The following is a 12,452-nucleotide window of genomic DNA, read 5'->3' on the forward strand; positions in this document are numbered from 1 at the left end:
GACTGAGTGGCGCGCCAACCGGCTAAGAAAGGCGGAAAAACCCGGGAAATCCGGCTGACCTCGGCCAATCGGCGCCGGGCAAAAATACTGGGGTATTTCCTGGCGCCGTTGCTGGTTTTCGTCGGGTATCCGACCTTGATGGTCGCGTGCGGCGGGATGCTGCCGACATTTGTTGCGTTCATCGTCGACAGTCGCAAGGAACGCTATGCGGCCCGGACGGTGGGTTACCTCAACAGTGCCGGCGTCTTCATCGTCTGTCTGGACATGTGGGGCGGGGACCATACGTGGCAGCACGCCCTGGATATTCTGGCACAGCCGATCAACTATTTGATCATGTTCGGTGCCGCTGCGGTTGGCTGGGCGTTGTATTTCGTTATTCCGCCGATCACGAATGCCTATCTTGCGATTCATAACGACCTGCGCATGAAGGCGTTGAATTCCGACCAGGAGAAGCTGGTGAAGGAGTGGGGGACGGGCGTCCGCCGGAACGCGCCCTCCTTGGACACCAAGGAGAAGGAAGAACCGCAAGAAGACGAAGAAGATGGCGCGGACCCGACTAGGCGCACGTCCTCCTCATCGGAAAACGTGCCCAGCATGTCGGAAATCGGGAAATCAGCCGCGTCCTAGGTTCTCAAAACAGAGAACCCGTCTTGGACGAGACCCTGTTATTGGACAGGACGCGGCTAGAATGTCGGTGATCAGGCCGCCGGCAGCGTTAGTTTCTTTTCGATTGCTGCGTTCCGCATAGCCTTCTGCAATTTTTCGAAGGCGCGGACCTCGATCTGCCGGACGCGTTCACGGCTGACACCGAATTCGTTGCTCAAATCCTCAAGCGTCTTGGGATCTTCTGTCAGTCGGCGTTCCGTCAGGATCTTTTGTTCCCGGTCGTTCAACGTCTTCATTGCGTCGGCCAGCATTTCGCGGCGGATCGTCAATTCTTCCGAGTCGGCCAGAATTTCTTCCTGGTTGTCCGAGTCGTCTTCAAGCCAATCCTGCCACTCGCCATCGCCGTCGACACGCAGCGGCGCGTTCAAGGAATTGTCCCCGCCCGCAAGACGACGGTTCATCTGGATGACGTCCTGTTCGGGAACATCCAACTCCGTCGCGATATGCGTGACATGTTCGGGCGCCAGATCGCCTTCCTCGAAGGCCTGAAGCTTTGCCTTCATCTTGCGCAGATTGAAGAACAGCTTCTTTTGAGCCGCGGTCGTTCCCATTTTCACGAGCGACCAGGAATGCAGAATGTATTCCTGGATCGACGCGCGGATCCACCACATGGCATAGGTCGCCAGACGGAAACCGCGATCAGGATCGAAGCGTTTTACCGCCTGCATCATGCCCACATTGCCTTCCGAGATAAGCTCGGCGACGGGCAGGCCATAGCCGCGATACCCCATGGCGATCTTGGCCACGAGGCGCAAATGGCTGGTTACCAGCTGATGCGCGGCTTCGCGGTCATTATGTTCGCGCCAGCTTTTGGCCAGCATGAATTCCTGATCCGGCTCCAGCATCGGGAATTTCCGGATCTCGTCGAGATAGCGCTGCAGGTTCCCTTCGGAACTGATGACAGGCATTTTTGCGATGTTGCTCATGACCGGACCTTTCCCTCTTCTACAACCAACTTCGTCGATCTGTGTCTGGGACTATGGCCCAAACGAGTTCCAGTCGACGACGCCTCATTTACACTCCTACCCAGAAAATGCGGCGCAATTAAGGCGAAACTAGCACAAAATAATCGCCTCTGTTTGGATATGGTGACGCACTAGATATTGATCAATAACTAAAGCCGACACTTTATCTATTGAGGGATACGCGACCCTGCCAATCACGGATTATGGCATTCTCACACTTTTCAGTGATTTGGGCTGGTCAGTCCGACCGGCGATTCCGGTCGGTGAATTTGGGCGACGACCGCTGCTAGCGGCGTATTTGGCGGTCGAAGACGGAAATCAGCGTGTTTAGGTCGTCCGGAAGTGGACTTTCGAAATCCATTTCTTCACCGGTTACCGGGTGCTGGAATCCCAACCAACCGGCATGCAAGGCTTGCCGTGGGAAGGATTGCGCGGATTCCAGGGCGGCCGGGGAAAAGGCTTTCCGACGTTCCGTCGTCCATCGTGTATAGATGGGGTCACCCACCAGCGGATGGCCAATATGCGCCAAATGAACCCGGATTTGGTGGGTACGGCCTGTTTCCAGCCTGCAATGCACAAGGGCTGCGGCGGGCCCCCACCGCTTCTGCACCTCATAATGCGTGATGGCGCTCTTGCCGCGTCCTTCGGCGACCACAGCCATTCTTTTCCGGTCCGAGGACGAGCGTCCGATCGACGTTCGGACCTCCCCTTTGGGGGGATAGGGCGCGCCGATCACGATGGCCGCGTATTGGCGGCGTATGGTATGCGCCGCGAAGGCCTCTACCAGCGCCACATGGGTTGTCTGATCCTTCGCGACCACGATCAGCCCACTGGTATCCTTGTCGATCCGGTGGACGATACCCGGCCGTTTTACACCCCCGATTCCGGCAAAATCGCCGCCGCAATGGGCCAGCAATCCGTTGACCAACGTCCCGGTCGGATTCCCCGCGCCGGGATGGACCACAAGGCCCGCCTGTTTGTCTATCACCAGCAGGTGCGGATCTTCGAAGACGATCGTCAGGGGAATGTCTTCGGGCTGAGGTTCCGGGTCGTCTGGGGGGGGGACGTCGACCTCTATCACGCTCCCGGCTGATGCCTTGGCGGAGGGGCTTAGGGCTTCCGCTTCATCGATCCGAACCCGTCCTTCCTGGATTAGAGCCTTCAGACGGCTTCGGGATAGATCGGGCAAGGCGTCAGCCAGGATCCGGTCCAACCGGCCGCCCGCTTGTGCCTCTTCCACGATAACTGTATGCGTCTCGGAGATGGGCTCGCCCGCGGTCATGCGGGTTGTCCATCAACTGTGCGAACCACCGGTCCGGAAAGGCGGCGTATGAAAATCGTCAAGGCGTTGGTCATCCTCATGGGCGTTTTGATTGTCCTCGGCATGGGCCTTCTGGTCTATGGCTTCGTCATGCGCGTTGGCAAGGCCCCAACGACCGATCCGGCCCAGGATTCAGCACCTCTTGTGCCATTGGGGGGATCGGTAACCGGATTTGGCGATGTTGCAGTGAGCTTGGACGATGGGGAAATCCTCCTCGATATGCAGACCGAGGCCTCGCGTCTGCTGCTGCGGACCAAAACAGCGGACGGGACGGATATCATCCGGGTTTTCGATCTGTCGACCGGCAAGGCCTTGGGCCGTTTCGTCGTTGGCAAATAACCCGCTTCTGTAAAGTACTGTGCGCGGGCCTTATGGAAAGGTCAGGCAGCCGAAAAGCATATCGACCGTTTCACCGTCACTTGCCAATGGGCACATCAATCGTTGGACCCATTTGTATTCCCGGTTCAAGACCGGCAAGTGGTAGCGATGAATGGTAGGCCTTTGCCGGCCGGCGGCGATCGCATAGCCGGCTTCCAGTTCTTCGAAATGGTTGGGAAACGCCGCACGCGGTGTCATTCCGGTTATTTCCCGGTCGTATTCCTTGGTCAACTGGGTGCCGGATAATCGATAGACGAAGCCGGGTCGCCCGTCGGTCCATTCCACGCTGACCTTGAAGATATAAGGCAGTACGTCGGGCGGGATATCCAACGGATCGATGTGTTTCGGTGAGGGCAGGGCGCCAGCGCGGGGCAGATTTGCCCAATAGTCCAGAATCCAAACATCCCGCCGGTCCTCGACCGTCGCCAAATCGATCTCAACGAACGAATTGCCGGCGTGTTCCAAGTCTTTTGCCCCTATGCCGGGACATATCCCGGCTAAATAACACGAAAGAGTAGGTTAGGTGTTTTACTGTAAGGTTGGCAATAGATTAGAGTCAAACGCGAATCAAGTCAGCGAAACTACTGAATATACTAATCTTTTACTATAGTATAAATAACACTGTTCTTATGTTTTAGGGCTAAACTCCTGTAACACTTTTGTCGGTATTTTTATCTATTCCTGCGTGTAACAAAAACGCGGCCCCTGAGGGCCGCGGTAAGATTGAAGGAAGATGACTGGAAAAGACGAAGCGGTTATTCGCGCCCGATCAAGCGCAGAAACTCGCTCCGAGTACGGGGGTCCTGCTTGAAGGTTCCGAGCAACGTGCTCGTCACCATGGAGACGCCCTGCTTGTTGACCCCACGGGTCGTCATGCATTCATGGGTCGCCTCGATCACCACACCAACGCCCTTCGGCGCCAGGACGTCGTTGATTGCATTCGCGATCTGGGCGGTCATCTTTTCCTGAATTTGCAGCCGTTTCGCGTAGACTTCCAGGATCCGCGCGAGTTTCGAGATGCCGACGACACGTTTGTTCGGCAGATAGGCGATATGCGCATGTCCGATGATCGGGCGGATATGATGTTCGCAATGACTGTTGAAGGGAATGTCCCTGAGGATGACCATTTCGTCATACCCGTCGGTCTCTTCAAAAGTGCGGCTGAGGATTTCCACCGGGTCTTCGAAATAACCGGCGAAGAATTCATCCCAGGACCGGACAACGCGGTCCGGCGTTTCCAGCAATCCTTCCCGGTCCGGGTCGTCACCGGCAAAGGCGAGCAATGTGCGGACGGCAGCCATCGCGTCTTCGCGGGAAGGGCGGCGGGCCAAAGCGTCTTCGCGGTCCTTGTCGATTTGTTGCACGAGGTTCAACCGTGATGCTGTCATTGTTTCGCCCTTACTGTATCAGCCGTGATGCGCCTTCACCACGCGCTTGCTAGGAAATATTCCAAATTCTCTGTCGATCAAGACTTCGACGGAGGTTCCGTTCAAGGCCCGGGGGTGTCGCACATACGCTCTGTGATTACGAGGAAAACCCGCAGTCGGATCTTGCGGACCTCGCCGCCCCGACAGATGCCTTGTTTGTTTCTCGCAGTATTCAAAGAGATGAAACAATCCCCTGATAGTTTATCCGCATGCTTGAAAGGTCCGAGTCCTTATCCTCGCCGAACCGGCCGCCCCGGCGTAAACAGCGCGTTCCGCTTTGGCGGCGGATAGCGCTCGATATCAAAGCGGCGATTGCCGCAGGTGAGTGGCGCGCAGGCGACAAACTGCCCCCGGAAGGCGACCTGTCCACCCGTTTCAAGGTAAACCGTCACACGATCCGGCGTGCGGTCGGCGCCTTGGCGGAGGAAGGCTTGCTTCTGGTAGAACAGGGCCGGGGTACGTTCGTCGTTGAAGAAACGATCAATTATCAGATCGGCGCGCGAACGCGCTTCGGAGAAAATCTAAGGGATCACGACCGCAAAGTGGATGTCGAAATCCTTGCGGCGGAGGAAGTCTCCGTTGGACGGGATATCGCGAACCCGCTGGAGGTTCCGGCCGGCTCTCTCTGTGTCCGCCTTCAGGTACTGCGACGGACCGACGGGCAACCGTTTTGCATCGCCGATCATTGGTTCCCCGGCGAGCGGTTCAGGCCGATGGCCGCCCTGTTCGCAGAGACGAAGTCGATCACCCGAAGTTTCGAAGCCTTGGGCATCGCGGACTACAGGCGGCGGGAAACCCAGGTCGCCGCCCGCTTGCCCAAGACCTGGGAAGCCGCGAAGCTGGAGATTCCCCGCACGCGGCCCCTGATCGTCACCAGTTCGATAAACGCGGATCCGTCCGGCACGGTCATCGAATATGGCGTGACCCGGTTTGCCGGGGACCGTACGGCGATCGTCTTCGAAAGCTGACCGTGCAGTCCTTTATTCTGCGGCTGTTGAGGGGTTCCAATCCTCATAGTTCACCGGTCCCATGACATATTTCTCGCTGGCATCCAGATAGTCGTGGAAGTGGATGACAATGGAATCCGTCTCAATCATAGCAATGGCGTAGGCCGGCGGTTCCGAACTGCCTGGGATCGTGTCCCGGTTTGAAAAATCGAGCCAAACTTGGTGGTTCGTCGAGCGGATGGTGGACATTGGAATGTCGAGCCAGCTTCCCGCGACTGGCCGGTGGATATGGCCGAAGAAGATATGGCGAATTTTATGGGCGTGCGGTTCGACGACATCGCGAAAAGCATCTGCCTGGACAAGGCCGATACGGTCCATCGGTTCCAGGTGAAGCCTGCAGGGTGGGTGGTGCATGAACAGGAACAGCGGTAGATCGCCGGATGTCTCCAGCTGCCGTTCCAGCCAGGCAAGCCTGTTGTCGCAATACCAACCGGCATGGGTGCCTTCCAGATTGGTGTCGAGCAACAGGAAGCGTCCCGCCGGCAGGTCCAGCACCTCTTGAACGAACCCGTTCTCGTCCAGGACCGTTTCCGGGAACACCGATTTCATAACCCCGCGGTCATCGTGGTTCCCAAGGATCATTTTTACCGGAATGGACAACTTGGCGAGGCTGTCCTTGAGGTTTTCGAAGGCTTCCCGGTGACCCCAATGGGTCAGGTCGCCCGTGATGACCGCAAGGTCGGCATCCGCATGGTGCCGGTTTATATCGGCGATCGCCGCATCCAGACGTGCTTTCGGGTCCAAACCCAAAAGCATTTCACCAGGCTTCACGAAATGGGTATCGGTGATGTGGATCAGTTTCATGGTTTTTCTCTGTGGGGCGTTTCTTGATGGACTGGCCTTTGAACGAACGGAAGGATCGACAGGGGGCCACCGACCGGGCGGCCCCCTACGATACCGTCGGCTACGTTAGGACCCGGACTTGGGAAGCAGTTTCTGGGTGTCTTCCACCATGTCCTTCAAGACCGCGTCGGGCTCTTCCACACGCTCGCGGCTGGCGATGGACTGCATGCTGTCCTCGATCACCTTGGTGATTTTCAAGCCGTTCTCACCCGGAAACGCATACCAGTCGCGCAGCAGCGGCAATTGCTTGACCGCCGTGAACTTGTTGGGGTTCTGGGCATAGAAGTCTTTCAGGATGACCTCGTTCGCGGCCTTGTTCGGCGGCATGTATCCGGTCGTCTGCGCGACATAGGCGGCACCCTGGCCGGACGTCGCGAATTTCAGGAACTTCCAGGACGCTGCGGCGGTTTCCGGGTCCTTGGCCAATACCAGACCGGCATTGCCGCCTGCCGGCAGACCGCCGCCTTCCGCGACATCGGGGAAGGGGCCGGTTTTCAGTGTGTAGAGGCCGGTGCTGTCATCGGCGATCTTCTGTAGGGCGGAGGTGGACCAGAAGAACATGCCAACCTTTCCGGCTGAAAAATTGGCCATCGCCTCCTTCCACTCGTTGTTCGGCATGTCGCATTCCTTCACCAGCTTGGCGAAGGTCCGCATCGACCATTTACCGGCGTCGTTCCCGAAGTTCACCTTGGTCTCGGTCGGGTCCAGCATGGTGTTGTCACGCGACCAGTTCAGCGATTGCCAGAACCAGTTGCCGGTGATGTTCCAGCCCCAGAACATTGTGTCCACGGTCTGTCCCGACGCTTTGATCGCCTTGCAGACTTCGATGACTTCGTCCCAGCTTGTCGGCAAGGGCTTGTCCCAGCCGGCCTTCTTCAGGACGTCCATGTTGTAATAACCAACCGGCAGGGAGACCGAGAAGGGCAGGCCGTGGACTTTGCCGTTGAAGGTCGACAGGTCGAGCATCGCCTGATGATAGCCGTCCTTCTCGAAATCGGTTTCTTTCGCGATGAATTGGTCCAACGGCTGCGCGATGCCTTTTTCAACCAGAATGCGCTGACGGTTCAGACCCTGGAAGGTGACGTCGGGAAGACGGTTGGTGATCGCTTCCTTGAGCACGGTCTGCGATGCGTCCTCATAGCTTTCGTAAGGGGCCCGCAGTTTCACCTTGATATCCGGGTTCGCCTTTTCAAAATCGGCGACGATCTTCTCATAGGTGGTTTTGAACAAATGCGAGTAGGGATACTGTACCTCGATCGTGGTTTCGGCGGCGGCGAAGTTCGCCCCTGCCAGCATTAGGGTGGCCGCGGCTACGGCCGTCTTGAGTAAGCGTCGCATGGTACCCTCCATAGTTAGACGCGTGTGCAGGTGTGTCTCCGACCGCTGCAACGTTGGCCCGTTGCAACGGGTGAAGGCGCGGCCGGGACCGCGGTCGTCCCCGAGATCGGGGCGGCCGTCTATTTCATCCCGGTAAGTGTGATCCCTTCGATGAAGCGCCGTTGCGCGAACAGAAAGGCGATCACCAGGGGAGCGATCACCATGGTCGCGGCGGCCATCAAGGGGCCGAAAACGTAGCCGACTTCAGCGGTACGGAAGGTCGCGATGCCGAGCGGCGGGGTATAGAGTTCCTCGCTGCTGAGCACGATCAGCGGCCAGAAATAGTCGTTCCAATGGGCGATGACGGAAAATATTCCGAAGGCGACCAGCGCCGGTACGGCAGTCGGCGCCATGACCCGCCAGACGATGGCGAATTCCGACATACCGTCCATTCGGGCCGCGTCGATCAGATCGTCCGGCACCGTCATGAAGAACTGGCGCATCAGGAAGATGCCGAAGACGGAGATGATGAACGGCAGGATCAAACTGGCATAGGTGTCCAGGATCCCCATCTTGAACAGCAGGATATAGACCGGAATGGCGACCGCGTGCGGCGGGATCAAAAGGCACATCAGCACCAGGGCGAATACCGTGCTGCGCCCACGCCACCGCAGTTTGGCAAGGGCATAGGCGCAGGGCAGCGCGATCAACACCTGCATCGCGAAGATACAGACTGTCACAATCACGCCGTTCAACATGTACTGCAGCAGCGGCGTGGCGTTGAGGGCTTGTGAATAGTTTTCGACCGCGGCCCATTCGCGGGGAATGAGGTTCAACCCGCCCTGCGCGATATCCTGCGAGGATTTCAGCGAGGTGGAGATCATTTGCACGAAGGGGGCGAGGATGAAGACCGCGCCGAGCGCCAGGACGGCGTGTTTGGCGATGCTTCCCAATTTTGTGCTCGTTCCGTAGCGCATGTCGTGGACCCTTATGGTGTCTACAGGGCGTCAGTAGTGGACGTTCTTTTCCATGACCCGGGATTTCACCCAGGTGATGGCGAAGATGAAGACCAGGAAGACGACGGTAAGACCGGCCGCATAGGCCGAGCGGAAGAAGTCGAACCCTTCCTGATAAAGCTGATAGATCAGCACCATGCTGGCGTTGTTCGGCCCGCCCTTGGTCAGCACATGGACGGGATCGAAAACCTGGAAGGAGCGGATTGCGGTGATCACGACAACGAACAACGTCACCGGCGACAGCAGCGGCCAGGTGACTGTCCAGAACCGCGACCAGGAGGAGGAGCCGCCATCCAGTTCCAGCGCCTCGTACAGGTCGCGCGGGATTGAAGTCAGGCCGGCCATGAACAGCACCATGTTGAAGCCCAGCGCCTGCCAGATCCCGATGACCATCAGCATCGGCAAGGCGGTGCTGGTTTCCTGCAGCCAGTTTTTCGCGGGCAGGCCAAGCAGTGTAAGGAGTTGGCTGATCATCCCGAAGCGCGCGTTCAGCATGAACTCCCAGACGATGGCCATGGCCATCAGGGTCGCCATAACGGGTAGGAAATAGACCGCCCGCCAGAAGGCCCTGCCGAAGGTCAGGCTTTCGATCAGCATGGCCGTGCCCAATCCCAGGAAGACCGAGGCCGGGACGACGATTCCCACATAGAGGAGGGTGTTCCCGATCGCCTTCACGAAGACATCGTCTTCCAGCATCTCGGCATAGTTGGCCAAGCCGACCCATTCAAAGCTGGCATTGCCCAGCGAATAATCGGTGAACGACATCATCAACACGACGAGCACGGGGCCGATCAGCAACAGCCCCATCAGGAACAGCGCGGGTGCCGACAAGGCGTAAGCGGTTGCATGGGCGGCGAGGCTGCGGCGCTTGCGATGGACAGACACGGCGGGCATTGCGCTCCCAAAGGTCATGGTATCACTGCTAGGCATGAATCTTCTCCGGAGCCGGCACGGCAAAGCGGGAAGGCTGGCGCAGACCCGTTGTTCCATCGAAAACCAGCACGTCGCCCGGCGAGAAGACGAGGCCCACCTGGTCCCCGACCCTGGCAGTTCGCAGATTTTCCGCGGGGCAGCGGGCGACAATCGGGTCGGCTTCGTCCCGCATGCGCAAATGCACCAGCATGTCGGGTCCGAGGTTCTCCAGATGCCGGATCTCGGCGGTCAGGCGGCCGGGGGCGGGGCCGGCGATTTCCAGCTTTTCCGGGCGAACGCCCAGTTTGACCTCGGCGCCGGCTGGACAGTCCGGCTGGATGCCGATTTCAACGCCGTTGCACCCGACAGTGCCCTGGTTCGTGACGATACCGGACAAAATGTTGATCTTCGGGCTGCCGATGAACTCGGCGACGCGGATATCGGCCGGGTCGTCATAGACCTCCGCCGGTGGGGCGACCTGGATAAGGTCGCCTTCCATCATCACCGCGATGCGGCTGGACATGGTCATCGCTTCGGCCTGGTCATGGGTGACGTAGATGAAGGTCGTGCCCAGGCTGCGGTGTAGATCGGCGATTTCGGTCCGCATATGAACACGCAGTTTCGCGTCCAGGTTCGACAAGGGTTCATCCATCAGAAAAACATTGGGGTCACGCACCATGGCGCGGCCCACGGCGACGCGCTGGCGTTGACCGCCGGACAATTGCTTGGGCTTGCGGTCCAAAAGGTGCGCGATGTCCAATTGCTCCGCGACCCGGCGCACTTGGCGGTCGATCTCGACTTTTTTGCCCGCCGCCTTCGGGCTCAGGCGACCGACCAGCGGCAGGCGTTCGGTCATGGACAGGTTCCGCATGCGCAACGGCACGGCGATGTTCTGGCCGACCGTCAGGTGCGGATAGAGCGCATAGGACTGGAAAACCATGGCCAGATTCCGGGCGCTGGGGCGGCGGTCGTCGACGGCCTTGCCGCCGATGCTGATCGAACCGGCATCTTGCGCTTCCAGCCCCGCGATGATCCTAAGCAGCGTGGACTTCCCACAACCCGACGGCCCGACGAGCGTCATGAATTCTCCGTCCTCGATGGCGAGGTCGATCGATTTCAGAACATCGGTGGACCCGAACGATTTTTGAATGGCATGGATGCCGACGGCGGCCATATATCCCTCCGTTGCGATCGGCGGCGTCGCGCCGACACGGTTCCTTCAACAAAAGCCAGAATGCGGTTTCTTCCCTGACGGTTTTCCCGGTCAGTTTTCTGGTGCAGCGGTCTTTGGCGCTTGCGAAGCAGCATTGCGCGGGATGTTGACTGTTTTGATGCAGTCGATTGACAGAACTGTGACGCCGCGGACCTTTGCGACAAACGTCCGCCAACGGTAATTGCTGAAATTTGCGCGATAACTTTTCTGCTAAAACATTGCGCATGGACGGTCTTGGCGGTACTGAATCACCATATCGGGCGGTTCTAATAGCCGGGTTAGCCGGGTCTGCCGCCGACGCGAAATCCTCGAACAGGGACAAGGCATGAAAAATCTTGGCAGGATCGCCGCCGTTCTCACGGTGGCTCTAGGAACCACGGCGGCACAGGCGCAGGACTATACGCCTGCGGTCGTCTTCGACATGGGCGGCAAATTCGACAAATCCTTCAACGAAGGGGTCTTCAACGGCGTCGAACAATTCAAGACCGAAACCGGAATCAACTACCGGGAATTCGAAGTCACAAACGAGACCCAACGCGAACAGGCCATCCGCCGCATGGCGCAGCGCGGCGCGAATCCGGTTCTGGGTGTCGGCTTCGCCCAGGCCGATGCGATCGGTAAGGTCGCGGCGGAATTTCCGGACACGCGCTTCTCCCTGATCGACGGGGTGGTCGATGCGCCGAACGTTCAGTCCATTGTCTTCAAGGAGCATGAAGGCTCCTTCCTGGTGGGCATGTTGGCGGTCATGGCGTCCGAAACCGGCAAAGTTGGTTTCGTCGGCGGCATGGATATTCCGCTGATCCGTCGTTTCGCCTGCGGCTACGAACAGGGCGCGAAATATGTCAGCAAGGATGCCGAAGTCATTCAAAACATGACCGGCACGACCCCGGCCGCCTGGAACAATCCGGGCCGCGGGGCGGAATTGGCCAAGTCCCAGTTCGACCGGGGGGCGGATGTGGTCTATGCCGCGGCCGGCGCGACCGGCATCGGTGTGCTGCAGGCCGCCGCCGATAACGGCAAATACGCGATCGGTGTCGACAGCAACCAGAACCACCTGCATCCGGGCACGATGTTGACCTCGATGATCAAACGGGTCGACGTCGCCGCCTACAATACCTTCATGAGCGGAAAGGATGGCTCCTGGAAGCCGGGCTTCAATGTCCTCGGCCTGGCCGAAGGCGGGGTTGGCTGGGCGCTCGACGAGCACAATGCCGACCTGATTTCCGAAGATATGAAAGCCGTGGTCGAAAAGGCACGGGAAGACATCATCGCCGGCAAGATCGTCGTTCACGATTATATGGCTGACGACAGCTGCACCTATTAAGCATTCACCAATGAGCTTGGTGGCGCGCCCGGAAAGAACTGGCGCGCCGCCGGCCATTCGGGG

General features: G+C 58.7%; 13 protein-coding genes. 4 read left to right on the forward strand and 9 right to left on the reverse strand.

Annotation, left to right across the window (positions count from 1 at the left end; translation table 11 throughout):
- Positions 1-6 precede the first annotated feature (6 nt).
- Positions 7-627 carry a hypothetical protein gene (locus EOI86_RS24055; RefSeq protein WP_127768218.1) on the forward strand — a complete coding sequence of 207 codons (621 nt, stop codon included), beginning with the start codon at positions 7-9 and terminating at the stop codon, positions 625-627.
- 71 nt (positions 628-698) lie between these two features.
- Here EOI86_RS24055 and rpoH read toward each other — a convergent pair whose 3' ends face one another.
- Both rpoH and EOI86_RS24065 read right to left on the reverse strand, forming a co-directional pair.
- A complete protein-coding gene (gene rpoH / locus EOI86_RS24060) occupies positions 699-1,592 on the reverse strand; it encodes an RNA polymerase sigma factor RpoH (RefSeq protein ID WP_127768219.1) in 894 nt (297 codons plus the stop codon).
- 325 nt (positions 1,593-1,917) lie between these two features.
- Positions 1,918-2,913 (reverse strand): RluA family pseudouridine synthase, encoded by a 996-nt coding sequence (locus EOI86_RS24065; RefSeq protein WP_127768220.1) that lies wholly within the window; start codon positions 2,911-2,913, stop codon positions 1,918-1,920.
- 48 nt (positions 2,914-2,961) lie between these two features.
- On the opposite strand from EOI86_RS24065, the gene EOI86_RS24070 reads away from it, so the two are divergent.
- Entirely contained in the window at positions 2,962-3,291 is a 330-nt protein-coding gene (locus EOI86_RS24070) for a hypothetical protein (protein WP_127768221.1), read from the forward strand.
- A 30-nt stretch (positions 3,292-3,321) separates the two neighbouring features.
- Here EOI86_RS24070 and EOI86_RS24075 read toward each other — a convergent pair whose 3' ends face one another.
- Both EOI86_RS24075 and folE read right to left on the reverse strand, forming a co-directional pair.
- Positions 3,322-3,795 (reverse strand): PAS domain-containing protein, encoded by a 474-nt coding sequence (locus EOI86_RS24075; RefSeq protein ID WP_161974025.1) that lies wholly within the window; start codon positions 3,793-3,795, stop codon positions 3,322-3,324.
- Positions 3,796-4,085: 290 nt separating this feature from the next.
- A complete protein-coding gene (gene folE, locus EOI86_RS24080; protein ID WP_240035807.1) occupies positions 4,086-4,631 on the reverse strand; it encodes a GTP cyclohydrolase I FolE in 546 nt (181 codons plus the stop codon).
- Between the two features lie 335 nt (positions 4,632-4,966).
- Between folE and phnF the strand changes: the two genes are divergently transcribed.
- On the forward strand, positions 4,967-5,725 hold the full coding sequence (phnF, locus tag EOI86_RS24085; RefSeq protein ID WP_127768224.1) for a phosphonate metabolism transcriptional regulator PhnF: 759 nt from the start codon (positions 4,967-4,969) through the stop codon (positions 5,723-5,725).
- Between the two features lie 12 nt (positions 5,726-5,737).
- On the opposite strand, the gene EOI86_RS24090 is transcribed toward phnF, so the two are convergent.
- From EOI86_RS24090 to EOI86_RS24110, 5 genes are all read right to left on the reverse strand, one after another.
- Positions 5,738-6,568 (reverse strand): phosphodiesterase, encoded by an 831-nt coding sequence (locus tag EOI86_RS24090; RefSeq protein WP_127768225.1) that lies wholly within the window; start codon positions 6,566-6,568, stop codon positions 5,738-5,740.
- Positions 6,569-6,673: 105 nt separating this feature from the next.
- On the reverse strand, positions 6,674-7,945 hold the full coding sequence (locus EOI86_RS24095; RefSeq protein WP_127768226.1) for an ABC transporter substrate-binding protein: 1,272 nt from the start codon (positions 7,943-7,945) through the stop codon (positions 6,674-6,676).
- A 119-nt stretch (positions 7,946-8,064) separates the two neighbouring features.
- Positions 8,065-8,901: a carbohydrate ABC transporter permease gene (locus EOI86_RS24100; protein WP_127768227.1), complete on the reverse strand. Its 837-nt coding sequence runs from the start codon at positions 8,899-8,901 to the stop codon at positions 8,065-8,067.
- A gap of 30 nt (positions 8,902-8,931) precedes the next feature.
- Positions 8,932-9,870 (reverse strand): carbohydrate ABC transporter permease, encoded by a 939-nt coding sequence (locus tag EOI86_RS24105; protein WP_240035796.1) that lies wholly within the window; start codon positions 9,868-9,870, stop codon positions 8,932-8,934.
- Positions 9,863-11,026: an ABC transporter ATP-binding protein gene (locus EOI86_RS24110; protein WP_127768228.1), complete on the reverse strand. Its 1,164-nt coding sequence runs from the start codon at positions 11,024-11,026 to the stop codon at positions 9,863-9,865. The genes EOI86_RS24105 and EOI86_RS24110 overlap by 8 nt, the downstream gene beginning before the upstream one ends.
- A 364-nt stretch (positions 11,027-11,390) precedes the next feature.
- Here EOI86_RS24110 and EOI86_RS24115 point away from each other — a divergent pair, with 364 nt between their 5' ends.
- Entirely contained in the window at positions 11,391-12,389 is a 999-nt protein-coding gene (locus EOI86_RS24115) for a BMP family lipoprotein (RefSeq protein ID WP_127768229.1), read from the forward strand.
- The last annotated feature ends 63 nt before the right edge of the window (positions 12,390-12,452 follow it).

It is taken from the genome of Hwanghaeella grinnelliae (assembly GCF_004005845.1).
Taxonomy (GTDB): domain Bacteria; phylum Pseudomonadota; class Alphaproteobacteria; order UBA8366; family Aestuariispiraceae; genus Hwanghaeella; species Hwanghaeella grinnelliae.